This window comes from Roseovarius aestuariivivens (assembly GCF_004761875.1).
Classification (GTDB): Bacteria; Pseudomonadota; Alphaproteobacteria; order Rhodobacterales; family Rhodobacteraceae; genus Roseovarius; species Roseovarius aestuariivivens.
In genome coordinates, this window is sequence record NZ_SJEY01000001.1 from 111437 (window position 1) to 135898 (window position 24462).

The window sequence follows — 24462 nt, forward strand, 5'->3', positions numbered from 1 at the left end:
ACCTCGGAATGGGAACGATTGCGGTATTTGCGCTTTGCGGACGCGCGAAGGGCGAAACGAACTGAAACCGCGCGGGGGTGACCCGGTGCAAACACATGTGTTGAGAGACGGGGAACGAACCCAATGCCAACGATCCAGCAGCTGATCCGCAAACCGCGGCAGCCCAAAGTCAGAAGCCAGAAGTCGATGCACCTTCAGGGGTGCCCGCAAAAGCGCGGCGTGTGCACGCGCGTTTACACCACGACGCCGAAAAAGCCGAACTCGGCCATGCGGAAGGTGGCCAAGGTGCGCCTCACCAACGGCTTCGAGGTCATCAGCTACATTCCCGGCGAAAGCCATAACCTGCAGGAGCACTCGGTGGTCCTGATCCGCGGCGGCCGTGTGAAAGACCTTCCCGGTGTGCGCTATCACATCCTGCGCGGTGTTCTGGATACCCAGGGCGTCAAGGACCGTAAGCAGCGCCGTTCGAAATATGGCGCCAAGCGTCCCAAGTAAGAGGAATTTGAGATGTCTCGTCGTCACGCTGCTGAAAAACGCGAAATCCTGCCCGATGCCAAGTACGGCGACCGGGTTCTGACGAAGTTCATGAACAACCTGATGATCGACGGCAAGAAATCCGTTGCCGAAAACATCGTCTACAGTGCGCTGAACCGCGTCGAAGACAAGGTCAAGCGCGCGCCGGTGGAAATCTTCCACGAGGCGCTCGACAACATCAAACCGTCGGTCGAGGTCCGCTCGCGCCGCGTCGGTGGCGCCACCTACCAGGTGCCCGTCGAAGTGCGTCCTGAGCGCCGCGAGGCTCTGGCGATCCGCTGGCTTATCAAAGCCTGCCGCGCCCGCAACGAGAACACCATGGAAGAGCGCCTTGCCGGCGAGCTTCTGGATGCGGTGAACTCGCGCGGCACGGCCGTCAAGAAACGCGAAGACGTCCACAAGATGGCCGAAGCCAACAAGGCCTTCAGCCACTACCGTTGGTAAACTCCTAGAGGCATAGCATCATGGCACGCGATTATCCGCTCGAACGCTACCGCAACTTCGGCATCATGGCCCATATCGACGCAGGCAAGACCACCTGCTCGGAGCGTATCCTGTTTTACACCGGCAAGTCCCACAACATCGGTGAGGTGCACGATGGTGCGGCCACCATGGACTGGATGGAGCAGGAACAAGAGCGCGGTATCACCATCACGTCGGCGGCCACCACCACCTTCTGGCAGTGGCAGGAAGACCCGACGAAAGAGGGCACCGACGACACCAAGTTCCGGATGAACATCATCGACACGCCTGGCCACGTCGACTTCACCATCGAAGTCGAGCGCAGCCTCGCCGTGCTCGACGGTGCGATCTGCGTGCTGGATGCCAATGCCGGGGTCGAGCCCCAGACCGAGACCGTGTGGCGTCAGGCCGACCGCTACAAGGTGCCGCGCATCGTGTTCGTCAACAAGATGGACAAGATCGGCGCCGACTTCTTCAACTGCGTCGAAATGATCGAGGACCGCACCGGGGCCAAGGCCGTGCCGATCGCCCTGCCGATCGGTGCCGAGAACGAACTCGAAGGCATCATCGACCTCGTCACGATGGAAGAATGGACCTGGAAGGGCGAAGACCTCGGCGCTTCCTGGACCCGTCAGCCCATCCGCGACGATCTCAAGGACGTGGCCGAAGAGTGGCGCGCCAAGCTCATCGAGAACGCCGTCGAAATGGACGACGACGCGATGATGGAATACCTCGAAGGCAACGAGCCCGACGTGCCGACCCTGCGCAAACTCATCCGCAAGGGCACCCTCTCGCTCAGCTTCGTGCCGGTTCTCGGCGGCTCTGCGTTCAAGAACAAAGGCGTGCAGCCGCTTCTGAACGCCGTGGTCGACTACCTCCCGAGCCCGCTCGACGTGGTTGATTACATGGGCTTCTCGCCCGATGACGAGACCGAAGAGCGGAACATCGCCCGCCGCGCGGACGATTCCATGCCCTTCGCCGGTCTGGCGTTCAAGATCATGAACGACCCGTTCGTGGGCTCGCTCACCTTCACGCGCATCTACTCGGGCGTGCTGAACAAGGGTGACAACATCCTGAACTCGACCAAGGGCAAGAAAGAGCGCATCGGCCGGATGATGATGATGCACTCCAACAACCGCGAAGAGATCGAAGAGGCGTTTGCCGGCGACATCATCGCGCTTGCGGGTCTGAAGGACACGACCACCGGCGACACGCTCTGCGACGCCAAGGCGCCCGTCGTGCTCGAAACGATGACCTTCCCCGATCCGGTGATCGAGATCGCGGTCGAGCCGAAGACCAAGAACGACCAGGAAAAGATGTCCCAGGGCCTTGCGCGCCTGGCGGCAGAGGACCCGTCCTTCCGCGTCGAGACCGATATCGAATCCGGTCAGACCATCATGAAGGGCATGGGCGAACTGCATCTCGACATCCTCGTCGACCGCCTCAAGCGGGAATTCAAGGTCGAGGCCAATATCGGTGCGCCGCAGGTCGCCTATCGTGAGACCATCAGCCACGAGATCGAACACACCTACACCCACAAGAAACAGTCGGGCGGTTCGGGTCAGTTCGCCGAGGTGAAGATGATCATCTCGCCGACAGATCCCGGCGAAGGCTACTCCTTCGAGAGCCGCATCGTCGGTGGCTCGGTGCCGAAGGAATACATCCCTGGCGTCGAGAAGGGCATCGAAAGCGTCATGGACAGCGGGCCGCTCGCCGGCTTCCCCGTGATCGACTTCAAGGTGGCGCTGATCGACGGTAAGTTCCACGACGTGGACTCGTCCGTCATGGCGTTCGAGATCGCGGCCCGGATGTGCATGCGCGAAGGCCTCAAGCGGGCCGGCGCCAAGCTGCTCGAGCCGATCATGAAGGTCGAGGTCGTGACGCCCGAGGATTACACCGGCAACGTCATCGGCGATCTCACCTCGCGTCGTGGCCAGGTTTCGGGGCAGGAGCCGCGCGGCAATGCCATCGCGATCAACGCCAACGTGCCGCTCGCCAACATGTTCGGCTATATCAACACGCTTCGCTCGATGTCCTCGGGACGCGCGCAGTTCACGATGCAGTTCTCGCATTACGACACGGTGCCGTCGAACATCTCCGAAGAGATCCAGTCGAAATACGCTTAACCCGGGTGGCGGGGTGAACCCCGCCCTACCCATCACCGTAGGGTGGGGTTTGACCCCACCATCCGTACAAGAAAAAGAGGAGCCAAACCCATGGCAAAAGAAAAGTTTGACCGTTCGAAACCGCATGTGAACATCGGCACGATTGGCCACGTTGACCACGGCAAGACGACTTTGACGGCGGCGATCACGAAGTATTTCGGCGATTTCCGGGCCTATGACCAGATCGACGGTGCGCCCGAGGAGAAGGCGCGCGGGATCACGATCTCGACGGCGCATGTGGAATACGAGACCGACGCGCGCCACTACGCCCATGTCGACTGCCCCGGCCACGCCGACTACGTGAAGAACATGATCACGGGTGCCGCGCAGATGGACGGCGCGATCCTGGTGGTGAACGCCGCCGATGGCCCGATGCCGCAGACGCGCGAGCACATCCTGCTGGCCCGTCAGGTCGGCGTGCCGGCGCTGGTGGTGTTCCTCAACAAGGTCGACCAGGTCGATGACGAGGAGCTTCTGGAGCTCGTCGAGATGGAAGTGCGCGAGCTTCTGAGCTCGTACGACTTCCCGGGCGACGACATTCCGATCGTGGCGGGCTCGGCCCTGGCGGAGATGGAAGGCCGCGATCCGGAGAACGGCGAGAACAAGATCCGCGAGCTGATGCAGGCGGTGGACGACTACATCCCCACGCCCGAGCGCGCCGTAGACCAGCCGTTCCTGAGGCCGGTCGAGGACGTGTTCTCGATCTCGGGGCGCGGCACCGTGGCCACCGGCCGGATCGAGCGTGGGCTGATCAAGGTCGGCGAAGAGATGGAGATCGTGGGCCTGAACAAGAACAAGAAGACGACCTGCACGGGCGTCGAGATGTTCCGCAAGCTTCTCGATCAGGGCGAGGCCGGCGACAACGTGGGTCTTCTGCTGCGCGGCATCGAGCGTGACGGCGTGGAGCGCGGCCAGGTGCTGTGCAAGCCGGGTTCGGTGAACCCGCACACGAAGTTCGAGGCCGAGGCCTATATCCTGACCAAGGAAGAGGGCGGCCGCCACACGCCGTTCTTCGCCAACTACCGCCCGCAGTTCTACTTCCGCACGACGGACGTGACCGGCACGGTGACGCTGCCCGAGGGCACGGAAATGGTGATGCCGGGCGACAACCTGAAGTTCGAGGTCGAGCTCATCGCGCCGATCGCGATGGAAGACGGCCTGCGCTTCGCCATCCGCGAAGGCGGCCGCACCGTCGGCGCCGGCGTCGTCTCGAAAATCCTCGAGTAACCCAGACGTTTGCAAACTTAGGGTGGGCAGATTGCCCACCCGACCAGACATGTGGCGCGACGAAGGCCGGCAATGCCGCCGTTCTTCCTCTCCGCTGAAACCCTGTTAGGGATAAGATCAATGGCCATTCAAAGCCAAAACATCCGCATCCGCCTCAAGGCGTTCGATTACCGCGTGCTCGACGCCAGCACGCAGGAAATCGTCAACACCGCGAAACGGACGGGCGCCGAAGTGCGCGGGCCCATTCCGCTGCCGAACAAGATCGAGAAGTTCACCGTTCTGCGCAGCCCGCACGTGAACAAGAAATCGCGCGACCAGTTCGAGATCCGCACGCATAAGCGTCTTCTCGACATCGTCGATCCCACGCCGCAGACGGTCGATGCTTTGATGAAGCTCGACCTCGCCGCCGGCGTGGACGTGCAAATCTCGGTTTAAAGGAGGGTGGCAGACATGTTGCGCTCTGGAGTTATCGCAAAGAAAGTCGGCATGACCCGGCTTTTCATGGAAGACGGCAAGCAGGTTCCCGTCACCGTTCTGCAGCTCGACAAGCTGCAGGTCGTGGCACAGCGGACCCCCGATCAGCACGGCTATTCCGCCGTTCAGCTCGGCGCCGGCACGGCCAAGGCCAAGCGGACCACGAAGGCCCTGCGCGGCCATTTCGCCGCCGCCAAGGTCGAGCCCAAGCGGAAGGTCGCGGAGTTCCGCGTCGCCCCTGAGAACATGATCGATGTGGGCGAGGAAATCACCGCGAATCACTATTTCGAAGGTCAGTTCGTGGACGTCTCGGGCACCTCGATCGGTAAAGGTTTCGCCGGTGCCATGAAGCGGCACAATTTCGCCGGTCTGCGCGCGTCGCACGGTGTCTCGATCAGCCACCGTTCGCACGGCTCGACCGGTCAGTGCCAGGAACCCGGCAAGGTCTTCAAAGGCAAGAAGATGGCCGGACACATGGGTGCGGCCCGCGTGACCACGCAGAACTTGCAGGTCGTCAAGACCGACGCCGACCGTGGCCTGATCATGGTCAAGGGCGCCGTTCCGGGCTCCAAGGGTGGCTGGGTGACGATCAAGGACGCGGTGAAAAAGCCGTTCCCGGAAAACGCGATCCTGCCCGCCGCGCTGAAATCCGCCGCTGAGGAAGCCGCGAAAGCCGCCGAGGAAGCCGCCAAGGCCGCCGAGGAAGAGGCCCGCGCCGCAGAAGAGGCGCGTCTGGCCGAGGAAGCCGCTCAGCAGGAGGCCGCGCTCAAGGAAGCCGAGGCCGAGATCGAGGCCGAAAAGGGTGACGGCGATGCCGCGGCACCCGAAAAGAAGGACGGTGAGGAATGAAACTCGACGTGATCAAACTCGACGGCGCCGCCGCCGGATCGGTCGAGCTCTCGGGCGAGATCTTCGATCTCGAACCGCGTGCCGACATCCTGCACCGCGTCGTCCGCTGGCAGCGCAACAAGGCGCAGCAGGGCACCCACAAGGTCAAGACGCGATCCGAGGTCAGCTACTCGACCAAGAAGATCTACCGCCAGAAGGGCACCGGTGGCGCACGCCACGGCGACCGCGGCGCGCCGATCTTCCGCAAGGGTGGTATCTACAAGGGCCCCGTGCCGCGCAGCCACGCCCATGACCTGCCCAAGAAGGTGCGTCAGCTTGGCCTCAAGCACGCGCTCTCGGCCAAGGCAAAGGCGGGTGAACTGGTGGTCATCGAGGCCGCCGACGGCATCGCCAAGACCAAGGACCTGGCGCGTCACGTCAAGGATCTTGGCTGGAAGCGCGCGCTGGTGATCGACGGGGCCTCGGTGAACGAGGAATTCGCCCGCGCCGCCGCCAATATCGAAGGGCTCGACGTTCTGCCCTCGATGGGCGCTAACGTATACGACATCCTGAAGCGTGACACGCTCGTGCTCACGAAGGCGGGTGTCGAAGCACTGGAGGCTCGACTGAAATGAGTGCCAAGCCAGAACATTACGACGTGATCCGCAAGCCGGTCATCACCGAGAAAGCCACCATGGCGTCGGAATCGAACGCCGTGGTCTTCGAGGTCGCCATGGACGCCGCCAAACCCCAGATCAAAGAGGCCGTCGAGGCGCTCTTCGGGGTCAAGGTGAAAGCCGTGAACACCACTATCACCAAGGGCAAGAAAAAGCGCTTCCGCGGCATCATGGGCCGTCGGAAAGACACCAAGAAGGCCTACGTGACGCTCGAAGAGGGCAACACGATCGACGTGACCACCGGTCTCTGATCGGCGGGGGAGACCCCAATCCAGAATTGAAAGGCCCTCGGCATTTGCCGGGGGCTTTTTTCATGTCCCACGCGTGAGGCAATGGGAGATGGGTTGAATTTCAATGGGGTAGGATGACGAATTAACCGGTTGTCTATCGCTGCTCACGGAGTAACCGGCATACCGCGATAGCGGTGTTCGGCTCAGCCATGGGCTGCGAGGCGCCATCATACCCGTGCCTCCCATCGCGAGGCGGCGGGAGGGCAAAGCGAAAAGGGCTGCCCGCGTGCCAGCGACCAGCCCCTGACGCAGATGGTGATGCGATATCAGGTCTTGCGCCGCCGCAGGCCGTACAGAGCGAACGCACCGGACAGCAGCAGGACCATGCCAGCCGGGAGCGGCACCGCGTTCAGCGCCTCGATTTCCCAGTCGATCGTTCCGTCGAACTGCGAGAACTTAGGAACCCCACCACTAACATTCGACACCAGGTCGATATCGATCTCATAGACACCGGCTGCGAGATCGTAGATCAGCGTTGTCGTCACGGAGGGATCCGTGGCATTGGCCAGGTTCTGACCGGAAACGCCCGGCGCCAGTTCTTGCAGGACCACCCCCTGGAGTCCAAAGCTCGTTGTATTCGCGGCGTCTGCAAAGATGTCAAAATCGATCGTCAGCCGGGCGGCGTCGTCGAGCGAGAACTGGTAGTAAAATCCACTGCCAATAAGGTTCGCACTGCCCGGCGTGATGTCGCTACTGCTGGTCCATCCCGCATCTACAATGCCGAAGGACCCCTGCGCGGCGCTGACAAAGTTTGCCGATAGGGTCGAGCCCGCGTTGGCGAAAGCTCCGCCGGGGGTGAAGGTCGTTACATCCGTAAAGGCAGACAAGGGGTCAAGTGGATTGGTCCATGTCCCGGTCTGCGATGTTGACGCGCTTGCTCCACCAGAGACGGAAACGAATGCACTGGACGTCACGTTTGCATCGAGAGCGGTCACGGTCAGGGCCGAGGCGGTGCCAGCCGACAGCGCAAGGGCAAGTGGCAGTGCAAAACATGTCTTAGTCAGAGTGTTCATGAAATTCCCCTAAAACGAATGGTTTTTTTATTTGAGCTTATTATCAGTTTGTCGACTTGTCCAAGAAATTTCACAATTGGGCGCGATAGGGCAATATCGTTTCAGACCTGCGCGATCCCTTGGCAGAGGATGCTCGCCATATGCCGGGGGTAGATGTTTCCGAGGCGGCGGTCGGGGCGCAATCCTTGTATCGCGGCATGGTTCGCAAAAAAGGCGGAGGTTGGTCGAATGCCCGCCGGGCGGACCTCCAAAATCTCGGCCATTTCATGGCTGGGATTTTGTATTTAGACCGGCACGTCGTCATAGCCGCGTGACGTACCCGTTTTGGCTCCCTTCACCGCCTCTCCGCCGGCGTCGGTCATGATCTCGAACATCTTGTAAGCCTCGGCGGTATACTGGCTCATGGCCTTCTGAAAGAACTCGGCCTGAACCTTCGCCAGCTCGGCCGGCGTCTTGCAGGCCAGCATCTCCCGCTGCGCCTTGACATCCTCCTGCAGACGTTCTGACACGAAGCGCGCGCTTTCCGTCGCCATGTCCGACCACAGCTTTGCCATCGCCGGATTGGCGCTCATCATCGCTTCGGTCATTGCCGCCACGCCGCTCGCCGCGGTTTCGGTGGGTGTCTTCGATTTGGTCATGGTTTTCTCCCGTTTTTCTGATGCAGTGCCGCCCCTGGCAGGCGGGCCGTCTGTGATACCTGCACACCATACCATATTGTCGCGCGGACGACATTGATCTGGATCGTGCGCGCGAATGTCGGGTGTTGCCCCTTGACCCGGGCGCGCGGCTTTATTACGAGACCCCATCCGCACGGCCCCGGATTCGTCCGGGGCTGTGCATTTTTGCCGCAAGGCATCTCAACCGGGCACCTGCGGGGGCCTATATAAACGGCCACCTCCGGGGGGCTATCACATAGGCGGGACATCCCGGAACCGGGCCCTGCCGTTTGCTAAACGGAAGACAGAAAGCATGGCACTCAAGTCGTATAAGCCGACGACGCCGGGCCAGCGCGGGCTGGTGCTGATCGACCGTTCGGAGCTGTACAAAGGACGTCCCGTCAAATCCCTCACCGAGGGTCTGACGAAATCGGGCGGCCGGAACAACACCGGGCGGATTACCTCGCGGCGTCGCGGGGGCGGGGCGAAACGCCTCTACCGGATCGTCGATTTCAAACGCAGCAAATACGATGTCTCGGCCACCGTCGAGCGGATCGAATACGATCCGAACCGGACGGCCTTCATCGCGCTCATCCGCTACGAGGACGGCGAGCAGGCCTATATCCTGGCCCCGCAGCGCCTCGCTATCGGGGACAAGGTCGTGTCGTCCGCCAAGGCCGACATCAAGCCGGGCAACGCAATGCCCTTCGCCGGCATGCCCATCGGCACAATCGTCCACAATATCGAGCTCAAGCCCGGCAAGGGTGGCCAGATCGCGCGTGCCGCCGGCACCTACGCCCAGTTCGTGGGCCGCGATGGCGGTTACGCCCAGATCCGTCTGAGCTCGGGCGAACTGCGCCTCGTACGTCAGGAATGCATGGCCACCGTCGGTGCCGTGTCGAACCCCGACAACTCGAACCAGAACCTCGGCAAAGCCGGCCGTGTGCGCCACATGGGCAAGCGCCCGAGCGTCCGCGGCGTCGTGATGAACCCGATCGACCACCCCCACGGCGGTGGCGAAGGGCGCACCTCGGGTGGCCGTCACCCGGTCACGCCCTGGGGCAAGCCGACCAAGGGCGCACGCACGCGCAACACCAACAAGGCGTCGCAGAAACTCATCCTGCGCTCGCGCCACGCCAAGAAGAAGGGCCGTTAACACATGAGCCGCTCTGTATGGAAAGGCCCCTTCGTCGATGCCTACGTGCTGAAAAAAGCCGAAGCATCGCGCGAGTCGGGGCGCAACGAAGTCATCAAGATCTGGTCGCGTCGCTCGACGATCCTGCCCCAGTTCGTGGGCCTGACGTTTGGCGTCTATAACGGCCAGAAACATGTGCCGGTCAACGTGACCGAGGACATGATCGGTCAGAAATTCGGCGAATACGCACCCACCCGGACCTATTACGGGCATGCGGCCGACAAAAAAGCGAAGCGGAAGTAAGTCATGGGCAAGGAAAAGAACCCCCGCCGCGTGGCTGACAACGAAGCGATGGCAAAGCTCCGGATGCTTCGCACCAGCCCGCAGAAACTTAATCTCGTTGCCGCCATGATCCGCGGCAAGAAGGTCGACAAGGCGCTGAACGACCTGACCTTCTCGAAAAAGCGGATCGCGCAGGACGTCAAGAAATGCCTGCAATCGGCCATCGCCAACGCCGAGAACAACCACAATCTGGACGTGGATGAACTCATCGTGGCAGAGGCCTATGTCGGCAAGAACCTCGTGATGAAGCGCGGCCGCCCGCGCGCACGGGGCCGGTTCGGCCGGATCCTGAAGCCGTTTTCCGAGCTGACGATCAAGGTGCGTGAAGTTGAGGAGCAAGCCTGATGGGAAATAAAGTCAATCCGATTGGCATGCGCCTGCAGGTGAACCGCACCTGGGACAGCCGCTGGTATGCCGACACGAAAGATTACGGTGATCTTCTGCTGGAAGACATCGCGATCCGCGATTTCATCAAGAAAGAGTGCAAGCAGGCCGGCATCAGCCGCGTGATCATCGAGCGCCCGCACAAGAAGTGCCGGGTGACGATCCACACGGCGCGCCCCGGCGTGATCATCGGCAAGAAAGGCGCCGATATCGAGGGTCTGCGCAAGAAACTGTCGAAAATGACCGACAGCGAACTGCACCTCAACATCGTCGAGGTCCGCAAGCCCGAGCTCGATGCCGCCCTCGTCGGCGAAAGCATCGCCCAGCAGCTCGAGCGCCGGGTTTCGTTCCGTCGCGCGATGAAGCGCGCGGTGCAGAACGCCATGCGCATGGGCGCGCTCGGCATCCGCGTGAACGTCGCGGGCCGCCTCGGCGGGGCCGAGATCGCCCGGACCGAGTGGTACCGCGAGGGCCGTGTGCCCCTGCACACGCTGCGCGCGGATATCGACTATGCCAATGTCGAGGCGGAAACGCCCTACGGCATCATCGGCATCAAGGTCTGGATCTTTAAAGGCGAGATCCTCGAGCATGACCCCGCCGCGCGGGATCGTAAGGCGCAAGAGCTGCAGGACGGCCCGGCCCCCCGTGGTGCCGGCGGCGGCCGCCGCTGAGGAGGATAGGACATGCTTCAACCAAAGCGCACGAAATTCCGCAAGATGCACAAGGGTCGGATCAAGGGCGACGCCAAGGGCGGCTCTGATCTGAACTTCGGCACCTACGGTCTCAAGGCAACCCAGCCCGAGCGCGTCACCGCGCGCCAGATCGAGGCGGCACGCCGCGCCATGACGCGTCACATGAAACGTCAGGGCCGCGTTTGGATCCGGATCTTCCCGGATACGCCCGTCACCTCCAAGCCCACCGAAGTCCGGATGGGTAAGGGTAAGGGCTCGGTCGACTTCTGGGCCTGCAAGGTCAAGCCGGGCCGCGTGATGTTCGAGATCGACGGCGTCAGCGAGGCGGTCGCGCAAGAGGCCCTGCGCCTCGCCGCGATGAAACTGCCGATCAAGACCCGCGTCGTCGTCCGCGAGGACTGGTAACGTCATTTCGCCAGAAATGACGCGTGCGGGAAAGCGATTGACGCCGTCAATTGCGGTCGCACCCCGGTGAAGAAATTGGAACCCCCGTCGGAGCACCGGCGGGGTTTTTTCTTGCGACGTCGCTCAAGGCGTCACTCACTGCCGTGGCAACCAAACGCGCGTCTCTCCGCCTAAAGCCCGATGCGCAGCAGGATCCGGGCGTCAGGACGGCGCGGCGGTGTCCGCCCTATGCTTCAAGGTCGGGTTTGAGATCCGGTTCGCGCCATACCCGGGCCGGTTTTCAAAGCTGCCCTTCAACCGGAAGCCAGCCGGTCACACGCGCGACAATGCGGCTGATTAGCCCGGCTCCGGGTTCGCGATCGAAAGTGGCCGGGCCGTTTTCGCCCGTATAGTGCCATTGCAGCCCGCCATTCTCTGCCAGCACGACCTCAAAGGCGTAATCCGGCGCAAGCGCATCGACCCGCGAGATGATCCCGCCGGCCAGCGAGGCGCTGTCGACGATCATGGCAATTTCGGAATTCAGATTGAACGAGCGCGGATCGACATTCGTCGATCCGGCAAAGACGGTCTGCCCGTCGATCACGGCAAGCTTCGTGTGCATGGTAAGCGGCGTGTCATGCCCCGTGATCAGCGCGGGCGCATCGGACCTGACTTCAAGAAACTCGACACCGGCTTTCAGCAACGACACGCGATACCCGGCATAGCCTCCGTGCACATAAGAGTGGTTCGTCGATGCCAGCGAGTTGGTAAGGATCCTGACCTTGCGCCCCTTGGCGGCCTGCTCGGCCAGAACATCCGCAATCCTCTGTTGCGGTACGAAATACGGGGTGATCACTAGAATATCGCGCGCCGCGCCGCCAAGCGTTTCGTAAAGCGCATCGGCGACCGCTCTCGGCCCCTCTCCGGGCCGCGCGCGCAGCTTGCCGGGGTGGTCGACCACGACGCGGGCAGTGCCGTCATGGCGCGCCGCCGTTCCCTGCTCGACGGCCTTCAGGAACTCCGAATTGATCGCGCGCCCATAGGCCTCGAACTCTCGGGACGCAGATTGAGACCGGAACCGCTCCACGATGTCCTGTAACGGCTTCGGATCAGAGGTCGCGATGCGATCCAGCGGGACCGACCAGTGATCGTTCCAGTAAAGGTCAAAGGCCTCTGACACCTCGCCCGTCACCGCCCCGGCCACCAGCATATCGAAATCCGCAAACTCATGATCGGTGCCGATCTGGTAATACTCGTCGGCAATGTTGCGCCCGCCGATCACGGCAATGGATCCATCGACGATCATGGCCTTGTTGTGCATGCGCCGGTTCACCCGCTTGAAATCTAGGATAAAATTCATCGCGAAACCGCTGTTCCGGGACAACGGGTTAAAGACCCGAAGCTCGACATTGGGATGCGCATTCAGCGTTGCGATCTGGTCGTCGCGTGCCGTCGTGAAGACGTCGTCGAACAGCAGACGGATCCGCACGCCGCGTGCGGCGGCTTCGTAAAGCTCGAGCCAGACGAGCTTTCCGGCCGCATCGGGTTTGATCAGAAAGGTTTTAAGATCGATCGACCGCTCGGCCTTTTCGATCAGCTTCAGGCGCGCGCCCAGAGCGTCATTTCCGCTCAGAAGGGGAAAGAATGCGGCGGCCTCGGCATCTGGGCCGACGACCTGTTCCGACAGGTCCGCCGCCGCCGTACTCTCTCCCGATAGCGCCTGTGTCATCTCCTTGTCTTGCTCGAAAGGGACATAGGTGCAACTGGACACGGACGCGAGGTAAAGACCAAGACCAAGCAGAAGCAAAGCTGAAACAAGGCGAAGACCTCTCAAAAGCATACCTTTGAAACCGCCGTCAGACCCGCCGCCGATATCACTGGCCACGCACTCGCGACAGCGGGGACCGCGCCCTTACCCATAGGGCCAAACGAGATTGAGCACGGTCATGACGACGAAGATCGCCAGAAAAAGCGGCCAGCTCCACCGTGGGCCGCCGTCCTTACGGGCGGTGTAAAAGCCAAGCCACTGCATGCCGAAGAGCGTCGCAAGAATAAGCAGCCCGGCCACAAGGGCGTGTGCAAGGTCGAAATGCATCAGGTGTCCTTTCGGTTCTGGTCGAAGCGCGGCGTGCGACCGTGCGAAGGTGCAAGAGAACTGTTCAGGCAAAGTCCCGATGGGTCAAGTCGGGCGCGGGCGAAAGCCACGACCAGCTTGCAACGAGCCCGAAATTTGCGACCGGATCCGGTCAGAGACCAAAAAACGCCCGCCGTGATATTGGCGAGGAAGCTCGTCCGGTCCGTGTGCACCGCGTCTCACCACAGTTCGATGTCCCACGGGTTGAGGTCCTCGACCGACACGCCTTCCAGACGGATCAGCCCATTTTCCCATTCGATCACCACGCCCGGATCGGCCTGGCCGAAGGCATGCTGCTCGATATATTCGGCAAAAGACAGATCGGTGAAATCCGGGTCGGTGTTGCGAATGATAAGCTTGTCGACCCCAAGCTCGAAATCCAGGATAAGGTCCTGTCCGCCGCCGGGTGTCAGCGTCAGAACCCCGTCCGACGAGAACACGAACGTATCCGCGCCCGTGCCGCCGGAAAAGGTGTCGTCGCCGGCGTGATCGGCCAGCCAGTCGTCGCCCGCATCGCCATAAAGCGCGTCATGGCCCGCGTCGCCGAACAGGGTGTCCGCGCCTTCGCCGCCATGCATCTCGTCGGCGTCGTTTCCGCCGCGCAGGGCATCGTCGCCACCTTCCCCCCACAGCGTGTCGTTGCCGTTGCCGCCGGCGATGGCGTCTAGGCCGCTGCCGCCCACGACCTCGTCGTCGCCCCAGCCCGCGTCGATCTGGTTCTGTCCCGAATGGCCATAGATCGTATCGTTGCCGGCATAGCCGTAGATCAAGTTGTCCTGGGCATTGCCGTGAAGAACGTTGTCCTCATCGTCTCCGTGGATCTCGATCGGCAGGATCGCAAAATTGCCCAAGGTTGCCGTGCCGTCGCCCCGATTATCCCCGGACCCGATCGCGAAACCGGCCTCCGGCTGACTGACGCGCGTCGGCTCAAGCAGCTCCCAGGCGGCCAAGGGGTCGTCGGACGGTGGCGCCACGGGGCTTTCCATCAGGCTCAGCCACGGGGCGAAGGGCGTGTAGGTTTCAAGTGAAAGGCTGTTCAGCGCGTCTGCGATAAGGCGGGTGCTCATGGTCTTAACCTCCGGTCAGGGGGATGGATTGGATCGCTTGTCCATGGGTCGCGCGCATCCCCGGGAAGGTTCAAAATGGCGGCAGGCCGTCTTGCCACAGGAAAACCCCCGCCGGTCATGCGGCGGGGGCAGTGGCAGGCGGCGACCGTCCGCGCGTCAGGGCGTGGGGCCATGGCAAAAGCCGGTATGCGAGTTGTTGAACTCCGAGGTTTCAGCGATGTAGTGCGACGCGTCGACCTGGCCCAGAACCTTGACCGATTGCGAATACCCGGGCTGCGCCGCTGCCGGAACCGGGAAGGTCACCGTGGTTTCCTGACCGGGATTCAGCGATTGAACCGGAAGGACCGCGCCGCCCGCATATTGGCCGTTCTTTTGCAGAATGACGTTCAGGCTGGTCGACTCGGCGGACCCGGCGCCCTGATTGCGAACCTTGAACTTGACGTTCACATAGCCCGCGCTCCATGCGCCGCACACGCCGGTATTGGGCATGCCGCTGGCATTTGCCGTGATCGGGATCACCACGAGATCGGGCAGGTTCGGCATGGCGCCTTTCAGAACTCTGGAAACGGACGGCTTGACGATCTTTCGATCGGCCGCCTTGGTTCTCAGCCTCAGATCGGCGGCGCTCGCGGCCGAGCAAATAAGTCCGAAGGCCAGAAGGCCGGCAATGGCGATGGTTTTCTTGTCGTGTGTCATGATCTTGTCCTGTCTTTGCGTTTCGTACTGGACATGCGTCGCAGACAGGGGCGACTTCGTTCAAAAGAGGCGTCTCATGGTCTTTGGCGCGCATGGTCCGGCCATCTTTCGGGCGCGGTTCGGTGGCGGCAGGCCGCAGCACCCGGCGGCGCAGGTCGGAAAAGCCGGTTCAACCGCCCAGAATGCCCCGCACTTCCCGCGCATAGGCCTCATAGCTCAGCACCGCCTTGTTGCCCGCGATCCCCTCGTAATAGGACCGCCCCGACGGTACCGGCAGCCCGGCCCAGATCTTGGCGAGGTTCTGCATGAAGGTCTCTGGCGCCATCTGCCCCGCCTCGACCCGCGCCAGCCCGGCATCGCCCAAAAGCAAATCGCCCAGCCGGTCCTGCACCTCCGCGCTGAACCGCGTCTCGGGCGGCAGGCCCAGTCGTTTTGCGGAATGGCGCATCGTGGCCGGGATGAACTGATACCGCCCGATCGCGTGGGGCTGACCGGGCGTGGCTTTGATCCAGTCATAGATCTCCTGCAGGGTCATCGCCGTGGGCGGCTTGGGCGGTTTCATCCGCGCGCCCAGCTGCACCGCGTCATAGCCCGCGCGCCCTGCCTCGGCCCGGGCAATAAGGTCCCGCAAGCGCGCGGCCTTCGTTCCGCCGCGCAAGAGAGGCGCATCGAGCCGCGCGGGCAGAGCGGCGAAAAGCCCACCCTCGGCGCGATCCTCGAAAAGGCTCGCGCGCCCGCTGCCCCGTCACCCCCTGCCGCGCCTCGAAAAGCGGTGCGCGCTCGGTAAACAGCCCGACGCTCAGAACGCTTTGCGCAGCGGCGGGTGCCGCGCAACAAAATATCAGCAAGACGGGCAGGGCGATCCTCATGCCGCGCACCCTGCCGCAAAGCTGTGAAGAAACCCTTGCGCCGCGCCCCGGAACATCGCAGACCGGCGCCCGACCGCTGCCCGAAAGGACGCCCATGCCCGAGATCCACTCGCTTTTCGTCACCCGCCTCTACCGCGCCGCGCTGGCCGATCACAGCCCCGCGCTCGACATGGCCGAACTGCGCGCGTCTTGCTACTCCATCGCCGAGGATGACGAGGCCGGCCAGGACTGGTGCGAGGAGAACGCCTATCCCGGCTATACCTCCTACGCCTCGCTCACCGATCTGCCCTGGCGCTTCCCGATCTTCGCCGATCTGGTCAAATCGCTCGATGCCCATGTCGCCGCCTTCGCCGAGGATCTGGAGTTCGACCTCGACGGGCGCGACCTCAAGCTCGAGGATATCTGGATCAACATCCTGCCCGAGGGCGGCAGCCACGGCAGCCACATCCACCCCCATTCGGTCATTTCCGGCACCACCTATATCGCCATGCCCGAGGGCACTTCGGCGCTCAAGCTCGAGGATCCGCGCTCTGGCCTGATGATGGCCGCCCCCGCCCGCCGCAAGGGCGCCCGCGAAGACCTCAAGACCTTCGTGCCCGTCGCCCCCAAGGTGGGCGACGTGCTCCTCTGGGAAAGCTGGCTCAGACACGAGGTGCCCGTCAACATGGCCGAGGACGACCGCATCTCGGTCAGTTTCAACTACAGCTGGGGCTGATCTGCCGCTCGCCGGGGCGCGATTGACACCGCCGGGCGCGGTCTATACTGCAAAAGCGTGGACAAGATGCGCTCTACCGCCATGCTGCCGATTGTGCGCCTCCACAGCCTTCCGCGACCAGTGGCATTCACACCGTATCCTCCCGGATGCGGCTGCAGAGGCATCGTCATTTGGAAAAGAAACCGCTCAACCAGGCCCTTGGCCTGCGCATGAAAGCCGAGCGCGCGCTCTTTCGCGCAAGCGGGCGCACCACACGGCTTGTGGCCATCGGCCTTGCCGTAGCCTTCGTATGGCTGGCCTTCAAATATATCTAGAACCGCGACCCGCCCGCTGGCCCAAGGCGTAACGCCGCAAAGGACGTGCAATGTCATTCAATGACTTCAAGAAGAAAGAGGCCCGTCTGCGCGATGACGAGGCCAAGCAGAAGACACCCAAAGACCCCGCGGATCCTGCAAAGGCAAAGCCGGCGCAGGATGAGGACGATTCCGAAACAGGATCCTGACAGAGCCCGGCACTAGGGCTGAAAATCCTTGGGGAATTAGGGTGAAACCCCATGCCTCGACCCGGATCGTCCTCTTTTGCCGATCCTGGCCATGTCGCGCGGCAGCGCTGCGATGCACGTCCTCCCGCATAAGACGAAATCCGCGCATAAGCCCCTGACGCGAGCACGAGGCTTGCTCGAATCGTCTTCGTGGCACCCTTATAGAGGTGTTAATTGATACGACTTTCCCGGTAAGCGGTATTTTTTGCCCGCGCGGGGACGAGCCAGCATTTCATCGGCTCCGTCAAATCTCGCGCTCTTGTTTTGAAAAAGGAGATTACCCATGCGACTTTCTTTCGCGAGCCTTGTCTTTGTCCTGATCACGTTCACCACCCCGCCAGCGTTTGCGGAATCCCGGCATTGCGACGCCGGCTATCTGTGGGAAACCACGGGCGGCACCTTCGGCGGCTGGCTCGACGGGTTCAGCGCCCGGGGCAGTTGCCCGGCGATCAACCCGAACAAGTGCCGCACGCAGGCCAAGAGCCGCGCCGTGCGCTGCATGCGGACACAGTGGGAAAATCGCTGGTCGCATCATCCCTTCAACCGCGATGGAACCCAGGACGACGGCTACACCCGGGACGCGCCCGAGGCCTGTCTCGCCGCAGCCGAAATCAAGGGCTACGACCTGACCCGGACCTGCGTTCAGGAACGCAAGGACGGACACGATCCGGCCGCCATCTGCCATGACGGCGTGCATCCGACCAACGTCAAGAAGCAGAAGGTCGTCGCAACGCGCGGCGATGTCAAAAGCGCGCTGGAAACACAGGTCTGCTGCTTTTTCCGTGAAGGCAAGTACCAGTTCCAGAACAACGCGTCGGTGCATGTCCGGCTGGTCGCCATCACCAACAGCGGCAACGACCCGCAGAAGAAGTGCAGCAGCCGGCGCACGCTGACGGATGACTACGTGATTGACTGCAACCGCGTCCGCGCGCAGGTCTGCAACTGAGCCAAAAGGCGCGCTTTTGGCGCACGCGGGGCAGGGGGCCAAACGCCGTTCCTGTCCCGCGGGCGTCACGCCTTTCCGGTGCTGGTCCTATCGCGGCGGAAAAAAGCCGGAAACCCCTTGCCCCAAACCGGATCACCCCTTATACGGCCCCAATCCACGGCTCCCCGCGCGTTGCGGGGATTCGTTTGTTTGCAATTCATCCACCGGGTTCCAAGGTGACCCTGAGCTTACCGTCAGGGGCTTTCCGGTGTTTTGACGAAAGGACGACGGCACAATGGACGCCACAGAGTTGCGCGACAAGACGCCCGACCAGCTCCGCGAGGATCTGGCAAATCTCAAGAAAGAGCAGTTCAACCTGCGCTTTCAGGCCGCCACCGGCTCGCTTGAGAACCCCGCACGGATCAAAACGGTCCGCCGGGACGTGGCACGTGTGAAGACCGTGCTGAACGAAAAAGCCGCCTCGGCTGCTGAATAAAGGAGAGCCACAATGCCCAAGCGTATCCTGCAAGGCGTCGTGACCTCCGACGCAAACGCCCAGACCGTCACCGTATCGGTCGAGCGCCGCTTCAAGCACCCCGTGCTGCAGAAGACCATCCGTAAGTCCAAGAAGTACCGGGCTCACGACGAGAACAACACCTACAAGGTGGGTGACACGGTTCGCATCATCGAATGCGCGCCGAAATCCAAGACGAAACGCTGGGAGGTTCTGCAGGCCTAAGCCCGCACAACCTTCCGGTTCAATCGAAACCCAGGGGTCGTTACCCCTTAGGTCGGGAGAAACCATATGATCCAGATGCAGACCAATCTGGATGTCGCTGACAACTCCGGCGCTCGCCGGGTGCAGTGCATCAAGGTCCTGGGTGGTTCCAAGCGTAAATACGCCTCCGTCGGCGACATCATCGTCGTCTCGGTGAAGGAAGCCATCCCCCGCGGCCGTGTGAAGAAGGGCGACGTGCGCAAGGCCGTCGTCGTGCGCACCGCCAAGGAAATCCGCCGCGACGACGGCACCGCCATCCGCTTCGACCGCAACGCCGCCGTGATCCTGAACAACGCAGGTGAACCGGTCGGCACGCGTATCTTCGGCCCGGTGGTCCGTGAACTTCGCGCAAAGAACTTCATGAAGATCATCTCGCTCGCCCCGGAGGTGCTGTGACATGGCTGCGAAACTGAAAAAAGGCGACAAGGTCGTCGTGCTCGCCGGCAAGGACAAGGGCAAGGAAGGCACCATTTCTTCCGTTGACCCCAAGGCCGGCAAAGCCGTGGTCGAGGGCATCAACATGGCCATCCGCCACACCCGCCAGAGCCAGACCAGCCAGGGCGGCCGCCTGCCCAAGGCGATGCCGATTGACCTCAGCAACCTGGCCTATCTCGACGCCAACGGCAAACCGACCCGCGTCGGCTTCAAGACCGAGGGCGACAAGAAAGTGCGCTACGCCAAGACCACGGGGGACGTGATCGATGCTTGATACTGAAACCTACGTGCCGCGTCTGCGCCAGCAGTTCAACGAGACGATCAAGGCCGCGCTTAAAGAAGAATTCGGCTACACCAACGACCTTCAGATCCCGCGTCTGGAAAAGATCGTGCTGAACATCGGATGCGGCGCCGAGGCGGTGAAGGACTCCAAGAAGGCCAAGTCGGCCCAGGAGGACCTGACCACCATCGCCGGCCAGCATGCCGTCGTGACCGTCGCCAAGAACTCCATCGCCGGCTTCCGCGTTCGCGAAGGCATGCCGATGGGCGCCAAGGTGACCCTGCGCGGCAACCGCATGTATGAATTCCTCGACCGGCTGATCACCGTCGCGATGCCCCGGATCCGGGACTTCCGCGGCGTGTCGGGCAAGTCGTTCGATGGCCGTGGCAACTATGCCACGGGCATCAAGGAACACATCGTCTTCCCCGAAATCAACTTCGACAAGGTCGACGAGGTCTGGGGCATTGACGTTGTCATCGGAACCACGGCGAAGACCGACGCTGAAGCCAAGGCGCTGTTGAAGCACTTCAACATGCCCTTCAGCAGCTAATCGCGAGGAATTTGGAACATGGCTAAAAAAGCAATGATCGAGCGCGAGAAGAAGCGTCAGCGCCTCGTGGCTCAGTACGCCGCCAAGCGGGCGTCGCTCAAGGCGATCATCAACGATCAGGACAAGCCGATGGAGGATCGCTTCCGCGCCTCCCTGAAGCTGGCGCAACTGCCGCGCAACAGCTCGGCAACCCGCCTGCACAACCGCTGCCAGCTCACCGGCCGGCCGCACGCCTATTACCGTAAGCTCAAGATCAGCCGTATCGCACTTCGCGATCTAGGCTCGTCGGGTCAGCTTCCGGGCATGGTCAAGTCGAGCTGGTAAGGAGGGAATGAGATGAACGATCCTATCGGCGATATGCTCACCCGTATCCGCAACGCGGGCATGCGTGGCAAATCCACCGTCATGGTGCCGGCCTCCAAGATGCGCGTCCGCGTTCTGGATGTGCTGGCCAACGAAGGCTATATCCGTGGCTTCGAGAACACCACGGGCGAGAATGGCCACCCGGCCATCGAGATCAGCCTGAAATACTTCGATGGCGCCCCCGTCATCCGCGAGATGAAGCGGGTCTCCAAGCCCGGTCGCCGGGTGTATATGGGCGTCAAGGACATCCCCTCGGTCCGTCAGGGCCTGGGTGTGTCGATTGTCTCCACCCCCAAGGGTGTGATGTCGGACGCAGCCGCGCGCGCAGCCAATGTCGGCGGCGAAGTGCTCTGCACCGTATTCTAAGGAGGCCGCACATGTCTCGTATCGGTAAACAACCCGTGGCCCTGCCCGATGGCGTCACCGCCACCGTGTCCGGCCAGACCATCGAGGTCAAAGGCCCCAAGGCGACCAAGAGCTTCACCGCGACCGATGACGTGTCGATCGAGGTGGGCGACGGCGCCATCACCGTGACGCCGCGCGGCAAGTCCAAGCGCGCCCGTCAGCAGTGGGGCATGACCCGCACCATCGTCGCCAACCTCGTGCACGGCTCGAAAGAGCCCTTCAAGCAAGAGCTCGAGATCCGCGGCGTGGGCTATCGTGCCCAGATGCAGGGCAACGTCCTGAAGCTGAACCTCGGCCTCAGCCACGATGTCGATTTCGAAGTTCCGGAAGGTGTGACCGTCACCGCGCCCAAGCCCACCGAACTGGTGGTCGAAGGCCATGACAAACAGCTCGTCGGCCAGGTCGCGGCCAATATCCGCGATTGGCGCCGGCCCGAGCCCTACAAGGGCAAGGGCATCCGCTACAAGGGCGAGTACATCTTCCAGAAGGAAGGCAAGAAGAAGTAAGGAACGCGACAGATGGCAAACAGCAAAAGACAACTGTTCCAGAAACGCCGCCTGCGCGTTCGGAGCAAACTTCGCAAGGTCAACTCGGGCCGTCCTCGGCTTTCGGTGCATCGCTCGTCCAAGAACATGAGCGTGCAGATCATCGATGACCTCAATGGCGTGACCCTCGCCGCGGCCTCGACCCTCGAAAAGGATCTTGGCTTTTACGGCAAGAACACGCTCGAAGCGGCCGCCAAGATCGGCGAGACCATCGCCGAGCGCGCAAAGGCCGCCGGTGTGACCGAGGCCCAGTTCGACCGGGGTGGATTTCTCTACCACGGCCGTATCAAGGCCCTCGCAGACGCCGCGCGTGAAGCGGGTCTGAAACTCTAAAGCGTAGGCGGGCAGCCTTGCCCGCCTCGATGATCCGGGAGCACCTCCATCAGGGCTCACCTGGATTGACCAAACCGGGCGCCACGCCGCGCCACGACAACGAAAAGGACGCCGTTCATGGCAAGAGATGACAACCGGGGACGTGGTCGCGACCGCGACGAAAGCCCCGAATTCGCCGATCGCCTGGTTGCGATCAACCGGGTTTCCAAAACCGTCAAGGGCGGCAAGCGCTTCGGCTTCGCAGCACTCGTGGTCGTGGGTGACCAGAAGGGCCGCGTCGGCTTCGGCAAGGGTAAGGCCAAAGAGGTGCCCGAGGCGATCCGCAAGGCGACCGAGCAGGCCAAGCGTCAGATGATGCGCGTGCCGCTGCGCGAAGGCCGCACCCTTCACCACGACATGGAAGGCCGCCACGGCGCCGGCAAGGTCGTGATGCGCACCGCACCCCAAGGTACCGGCATCATCGCCGGTGGTCCGATGCGTGCCGTCTTCGAGATGCTGGGCGTGCAGGACGTGGTCGCCAAGTCGACCGGGTCGCAGAACCCCTACAACATGATCCGCGCCACGCTGAACGGCCTGTCCAAGGAAAGCTCGCCCCGCATGGTGGCGCAGCGCCGTGGCAAGAAGGTCGCCGACATCCTGCCCAAGCGCGACGAGGCCCCGGCCGCGTCCGACCAAGTAGCCGAGGAGGCGTAAACCATGGCAAAGACCATCGTCGTCAAGCAGGTGGGCTCTCCCATCCGCCGCCCCAAGATCCAGCGCCAGACGCTGGTCGGTCTGGGCCTCAACAAGATGCACCGCACCCGCGAGCTGGAAGACACTCCCTCCATTCGCGGTATGATCAACAAGATCCCGCATCTGGTCGAGATCGTCGAAGAAAAGGGCTAAGGCCCCGGGCCGCGCTGAAGCACGGCCTACGAGATCAGGCGCCCCGGTCAGGAATGGCCGGGGCGTTTCGTTTTGCCTGTCCCCGAGGCCGCGCTGAAGCACGGCCTACCGATCCGTTGTAGGGTGTGCTTCAGCGCACCCCTGTGTTCAATCAGCTGGGCACCACCGCGCGTAACGGGCTCGACCCAATCACCGCACAGCCCAGCACCTGCTCCAGCGCCGCCGCCAGCTCGTCCACCGTCTGCGTGTCCACGTACCGCCCGCCCGTGGCATCGGGCAGGCACTTGGCCACCGTCTTGCCGTCATACCCCGCCGCCTCCGGGCTGTTCCAGGAAAACGGGTCATGGACCACGCGGAAGCCGATCACATGCACCGTGATCCCCGGCCTTTCGCGCGCCAACCGCGCCCCAAGCGCGCAGGGCCGCCCGCCGCAGGTCTCGTTCCCGTCGGTCACCAGCACTACGATCCCGTCGCGCCCCAGCACCTCCACCGCCGCCTCGACGGACCCCGCCAGCGGCGTCAGCCCGCCGGGCGCCACCCGCTCGACCTCGCCCAGCACCGCCGCCCCGGCATCCGCCCTTGGCGCAAACCGCAGATCCACGCCCGAACACCCGCCCACGCCGCCTGGCCCGTAGATCAGTAGCCCCACCCGCCGCACCGGCGCGATCCGGGGCATCGCGCGACCCAGCGCCGCGCGCGCCTCCTCCATCCGCGTGGGCGCGCTGACATCGAACCCCAGCTCGCCCATCGAGGCCGACCCATCCAGCACCAGCATCGCGTCGCGCGCGCAATCCTGCGCCGCAACGGGCGCGGAAACCGCAAGACAGAGGAGGAAGGGCAGAGCGGGGCGCATCCCTCATGACACCGCGATCCCCCGCCAAAGGCAAGCCTGCGATGCGCCGCCGCCACCGTAGGGCGTGCTTCAGCGCGCCCTTGCCGCCACCCGCCGATTGCCTTTCACCGACCGCTCGGGCAGCATCACGGCAAAGGATCCGCCCATGCCCAGACCCGCCGCCCTGCAAAACTTCTTGGAAGCCGCGCTCACCGCCTTCGCGGTGCGCGCCACGGATGCGCGGGCACAGGCCTCGATCTCCGCCTGCGCCCGCGCGCTAGGCCGTCCCGGCGACATCTCCGACACGCCCGGCGCCCGCCTGCCGGTCTGCGCCGAACTCGCCGCCGCCGCCGACCCGGCCCGCATGACCGACCCCGCGCTCGAAACCCTCCTGCAGGCGTTCCACGCGCTGGAGCCGCACCTGACCTGGACCCGCCGTCAGGGCGATATGACCCATGCCAGCGCCAATATCGCCGAGGGCCACGCCAACGCGCTCATCCTTGGACCCGGCGGGCTGGAACGGCGCGCCGATGTCTGGCTTGGGGCCTCTCTTCTGGCCCCATACATGCGCTATCCCGATCACTCACACCCGCCGGAAGAGACCTATCTCGTCCTGACCGACGGCGCGTTCCGGCAGGGCGAGGGAGCGTGGTTCACCCCCGGCCCGGGCGGTAGCTTCTACAATCCGCCCCATATCCTGCACGCCATGCGTTCCTTCAACACGCCGCTTTTCGCCTTCTGGTTACTGCGCGCCGGCGATCCGGCCTGAGCGCGTCAAGCCCCTGTATTTTCAACCGGAAATGCGGCATACTGCATTCTGGTCGCGGCTTTGCCCGACCGCAAAAA

37 protein-coding genes are annotated in these 24462 nt (G+C 63.0%); 29 read left to right on the forward strand and 8 right to left on the reverse strand.

What is annotated here, in order from left to right; translation table 11 throughout:
- Positions 1–123: 123 nt before the first annotated feature.
- The 8 genes from rpsL (at position 124) to EZV60_RS00555 (ending at position 6618) form a co-directional block, all read left to right on the forward strand.
- Positions 124–495: a 30S ribosomal protein S12 gene (gene rpsL, locus EZV60_RS00520; RefSeq protein ID WP_007817136.1), complete on the forward strand. Its 372-nt coding sequence runs from the start codon at positions 124–126 to the stop codon at positions 493–495.
- A gap of 12 nt (positions 496–507) precedes the next feature.
- A complete protein-coding gene (gene rpsG, locus EZV60_RS00525; protein WP_135501069.1) occupies positions 508–978 on the forward strand; it encodes a 30S ribosomal protein S7 in 471 nt (156 codons plus the stop codon).
- Between the two features lie 20 nt (positions 979–998).
- Positions 999–3122 carry an elongation factor G gene (gene fusA, locus EZV60_RS00530; protein WP_135501071.1) on the forward strand — a complete coding sequence of 708 codons (2124 nt, stop codon included), beginning with the start codon at positions 999–1001 and terminating at the stop codon, positions 3120–3122.
- A 90-nt stretch (positions 3123–3212) separates the two neighbouring features.
- The gene (gene tuf / locus EZV60_RS00535; protein ID WP_135501073.1) at positions 3213–4388 is read left to right on the forward strand and encodes an elongation factor Tu; all 1176 of its coding nucleotides are present in this window, start codon (positions 3213–3215) and stop codon (positions 4386–4388) included.
- A gap of 126 nt (positions 4389–4514) precedes the next feature.
- Positions 4515–4823, forward strand: coding sequence for a 30S ribosomal protein S10 (rpsJ, locus tag EZV60_RS00540; RefSeq protein WP_073199620.1), 309 nt, complete (start codon positions 4515–4517; stop codon positions 4821–4823).
- A 15-nt stretch (positions 4824–4838) separates the two neighbouring features.
- On the forward strand, positions 4839–5711 hold the full coding sequence (gene rplC, locus EZV60_RS00545) for a 50S ribosomal protein L3 (RefSeq protein WP_135501075.1): 873 nt from the start codon (positions 4839–4841) through the stop codon (positions 5709–5711).
- Positions 5708–6325, forward strand: coding sequence for a 50S ribosomal protein L4 (rplD, locus tag EZV60_RS00550; protein WP_135501077.1), 618 nt, complete (start codon positions 5708–5710; stop codon positions 6323–6325). The genes rplC and rplD overlap by 4 nt, the downstream gene beginning before the upstream one ends.
- The gene (locus tag EZV60_RS00555) at positions 6322–6618 is read left to right on the forward strand and encodes a 50S ribosomal protein L23 (protein WP_135501079.1); all 297 of its coding nucleotides are present in this window, start codon (positions 6322–6324) and stop codon (positions 6616–6618) included. Before rplD ends, EZV60_RS00555 begins: the two co-directional genes overlap by 4 nt.
- 305 nt (positions 6619–6923) lie before the next feature.
- Here EZV60_RS00555 and EZV60_RS00560 read toward each other — a convergent pair whose 3' ends face one another.
- Positions 6924–7670, reverse strand: a complete 747-nt coding sequence (locus EZV60_RS00560) for a VPLPA-CTERM sorting domain-containing protein (protein ID WP_135501081.1) — start codon at positions 7668–7670, stop codon at positions 6924–6926.
- Positions 7671–7954: 284 nt separating this feature from the next.
- The gene (locus EZV60_RS00565) at positions 7955–8308 is read right to left on the reverse strand and encodes a phasin family protein (protein ID WP_167853427.1); all 354 of its coding nucleotides are present in this window, start codon (positions 8306–8308) and stop codon (positions 7955–7957) included.
- 331 nt (positions 8309–8639) lie between these two features.
- Here EZV60_RS00565 and rplB point away from each other — a divergent pair, with 331 nt between their 5' ends.
- The 5 genes from rplB to rplP are packed head-to-tail and all read left to right on the forward strand — an operon-like array spanning position 8640 to position 11284.
- Positions 8640–9482 carry a 50S ribosomal protein L2 gene (gene rplB, locus EZV60_RS00570; protein ID WP_135501085.1) on the forward strand — a complete coding sequence of 281 codons (843 nt, stop codon included), beginning with the start codon at positions 8640–8642 and terminating at the stop codon, positions 9480–9482.
- Positions 9483–9485: 3 nt separating this feature from the next.
- Positions 9486–9764 (forward strand): 30S ribosomal protein S19, encoded by a 279-nt coding sequence (rpsS, locus tag EZV60_RS00575; protein ID WP_135501087.1) that lies wholly within the window; start codon positions 9486–9488, stop codon positions 9762–9764.
- Positions 9765–9767: 3 nt separating this feature from the next.
- Complete coding sequence (gene rplV, locus EZV60_RS00580; RefSeq protein WP_135501089.1) at positions 9768–10148, forward strand: 50S ribosomal protein L22; 381 nt, start codon at positions 9768–9770, stop codon at positions 10146–10148.
- Positions 10148–10858, forward strand: a complete 711-nt coding sequence (gene rpsC, locus EZV60_RS00585; protein WP_135501091.1) for a 30S ribosomal protein S3 — start codon at positions 10148–10150, stop codon at positions 10856–10858. Before rplV ends, rpsC begins: the two co-directional genes overlap by 1 nt.
- A 12-nt stretch (positions 10859–10870) precedes the next feature.
- On the forward strand, positions 10871–11284 hold the full coding sequence (gene rplP, locus EZV60_RS00590) for a 50S ribosomal protein L16 (RefSeq protein ID WP_135501093.1): 414 nt from the start codon (positions 10871–10873) through the stop codon (positions 11282–11284).
- 280 nt (positions 11285–11564) lie between these two features.
- On the opposite strand, the gene EZV60_RS00595 is transcribed toward rplP, so the two are convergent.
- The 5 genes from EZV60_RS00595 to EZV60_RS00615 all read right to left on the reverse strand — a co-directional run bounded on the left by EZV60_RS00595 (position 11565) and on the right by EZV60_RS00615 (position 15791).
- Positions 11565–12992, reverse strand: coding sequence for a phospholipase D family protein (locus EZV60_RS00595; protein WP_167853428.1), 1428 nt, complete (start codon positions 12990–12992; stop codon positions 11565–11567).
- A 183-nt stretch (positions 12993–13175) separates the two neighbouring features.
- Complete coding sequence (locus EZV60_RS00600; protein ID WP_135501097.1) at positions 13176–13358, reverse strand: hypothetical protein; 183 nt, start codon at positions 13356–13358, stop codon at positions 13176–13178.
- Positions 13359–13576: 218 nt separating this feature from the next.
- Positions 13577–14464, reverse strand: a complete 888-nt coding sequence (locus EZV60_RS00605) for a calcium-binding protein (protein ID WP_135501099.1) — start codon at positions 14462–14464, stop codon at positions 13577–13579.
- Positions 14465–14620: 156 nt separating this feature from the next.
- Positions 14621–15160 carry a CARDB domain-containing protein gene (locus tag EZV60_RS00610; RefSeq protein ID WP_135501101.1) on the reverse strand — a complete coding sequence of 180 codons (540 nt, stop codon included), beginning with the start codon at positions 15158–15160 and terminating at the stop codon, positions 14621–14623.
- A 169-nt stretch (positions 15161–15329) separates the two neighbouring features.
- Positions 15330–15791, reverse strand: a complete 462-nt coding sequence (locus EZV60_RS00615) for a lysozyme family protein (RefSeq protein ID WP_135501103.1) — start codon at positions 15789–15791, stop codon at positions 15330–15332.
- Between the two features lie 332 nt (positions 15792–16123).
- Between EZV60_RS00615 and EZV60_RS00620 the strand changes: the two genes are divergently transcribed.
- The 15 genes from EZV60_RS00620 (at position 16124) to rpmD (ending at position 22784) form a co-directional block, all read left to right on the forward strand.
- Positions 16124–16744 (forward strand): TIGR02466 family protein, encoded by a 621-nt coding sequence (locus EZV60_RS00620; RefSeq protein ID WP_135502160.1) that lies wholly within the window; start codon positions 16124–16126, stop codon positions 16742–16744.
- 170 nt (positions 16745–16914) lie between these two features.
- Positions 16915–17058: a hypothetical protein gene (locus tag EZV60_RS18955; RefSeq protein WP_167853429.1), complete on the forward strand. Its 144-nt coding sequence runs from the start codon at positions 16915–16917 to the stop codon at positions 17056–17058.
- A gap of 50 nt (positions 17059–17108) precedes the next feature.
- Positions 17109–17246 carry a hypothetical protein gene (locus EZV60_RS18960; RefSeq protein WP_167853430.1) on the forward strand — a complete coding sequence of 46 codons (138 nt, stop codon included), beginning with the start codon at positions 17109–17111 and terminating at the stop codon, positions 17244–17246.
- 322 nt (positions 17247–17568) lie between these two features.
- Entirely contained in the window at positions 17569–18231 is a 663-nt protein-coding gene (locus tag EZV60_RS00625) for a hypothetical protein (RefSeq protein ID WP_135501105.1), read from the forward strand.
- 274 nt (positions 18232–18505) lie between these two features.
- Positions 18506–18706: a 50S ribosomal protein L29 gene (gene rpmC, locus EZV60_RS00630; RefSeq protein ID WP_135501107.1), complete on the forward strand. Its 201-nt coding sequence runs from the start codon at positions 18506–18508 to the stop codon at positions 18704–18706.
- 12 nt (positions 18707–18718) lie between these two features.
- On the forward strand, positions 18719–18949 hold the full coding sequence (rpsQ, locus tag EZV60_RS00635; RefSeq protein ID WP_135501109.1) for a 30S ribosomal protein S17: 231 nt from the start codon (positions 18719–18721) through the stop codon (positions 18947–18949).
- Between the two features lie 66 nt (positions 18950–19015).
- Positions 19016–19384 (forward strand): 50S ribosomal protein L14, encoded by a 369-nt coding sequence (gene rplN / locus EZV60_RS00640; RefSeq protein WP_057794990.1) that lies wholly within the window; start codon positions 19016–19018, stop codon positions 19382–19384.
- 1 nt (position 19385) lies between these two features.
- Positions 19386–19697 (forward strand): 50S ribosomal protein L24, encoded by a 312-nt coding sequence (rplX, locus tag EZV60_RS00645; protein ID WP_135501111.1) that lies wholly within the window; start codon positions 19386–19388, stop codon positions 19695–19697.
- A complete protein-coding gene (gene rplE, locus EZV60_RS00650; RefSeq protein WP_135501113.1) occupies positions 19690–20253 on the forward strand; it encodes a 50S ribosomal protein L5 in 564 nt (187 codons plus the stop codon). Before rplX ends, rplE begins: the two co-directional genes overlap by 8 nt.
- An 18-nt stretch (positions 20254–20271) precedes the next feature.
- A complete protein-coding gene (gene rpsN / locus EZV60_RS00655) occupies positions 20272–20577 on the forward strand; it encodes a 30S ribosomal protein S14 (RefSeq protein WP_135501115.1) in 306 nt (101 codons plus the stop codon).
- A 12-nt stretch (positions 20578–20589) separates the two neighbouring features.
- A complete protein-coding gene (gene rpsH, locus EZV60_RS00660; RefSeq protein WP_135501117.1) occupies positions 20590–20982 on the forward strand; it encodes a 30S ribosomal protein S8 in 393 nt (130 codons plus the stop codon).
- An 11-nt stretch (positions 20983–20993) separates the two neighbouring features.
- Entirely contained in the window at positions 20994–21527 is a 534-nt protein-coding gene (gene rplF, locus EZV60_RS00665) for a 50S ribosomal protein L6 (protein WP_135501119.1), read from the forward strand.
- Between the two features lie 12 nt (positions 21528–21539).
- Positions 21540–21899, forward strand: a complete 360-nt coding sequence (rplR, locus tag EZV60_RS00670) for a 50S ribosomal protein L18 (RefSeq protein ID WP_135501121.1) — start codon at positions 21540–21542, stop codon at positions 21897–21899.
- A gap of 117 nt (positions 21900–22016) precedes the next feature.
- The gene (rpsE, locus tag EZV60_RS00675) at positions 22017–22592 is read left to right on the forward strand and encodes a 30S ribosomal protein S5 (protein ID WP_135501123.1); all 576 of its coding nucleotides are present in this window, start codon (positions 22017–22019) and stop codon (positions 22590–22592) included.
- Between the two features lie 3 nt (positions 22593–22595).
- Positions 22596–22784: a 50S ribosomal protein L30 gene (gene rpmD, locus EZV60_RS00680; protein ID WP_135501125.1), complete on the forward strand. Its 189-nt coding sequence runs from the start codon at positions 22596–22598 to the stop codon at positions 22782–22784.
- Positions 22785–22935: 151 nt separating this feature from the next.
- Here the strand turns inward: rpmD and EZV60_RS00685 are convergent, their stop codons facing one another.
- Positions 22936–23637, reverse strand: coding sequence for a vWA domain-containing protein (locus EZV60_RS00685; protein ID WP_245306158.1), 702 nt, complete (start codon positions 23635–23637; stop codon positions 22936–22938).
- A gap of 145 nt (positions 23638–23782) precedes the next feature.
- Here EZV60_RS00685 and EZV60_RS00690 point away from each other — a divergent pair, with 145 nt between their 5' ends.
- Positions 23783–24385 carry a dimethylsulfonioproprionate lyase family protein gene (locus tag EZV60_RS00690; protein WP_135501127.1) on the forward strand — a complete coding sequence of 201 codons (603 nt, stop codon included), beginning with the start codon at positions 23783–23785 and terminating at the stop codon, positions 24383–24385.
- Positions 24386–24462 lie beyond the last annotated feature (77 nt).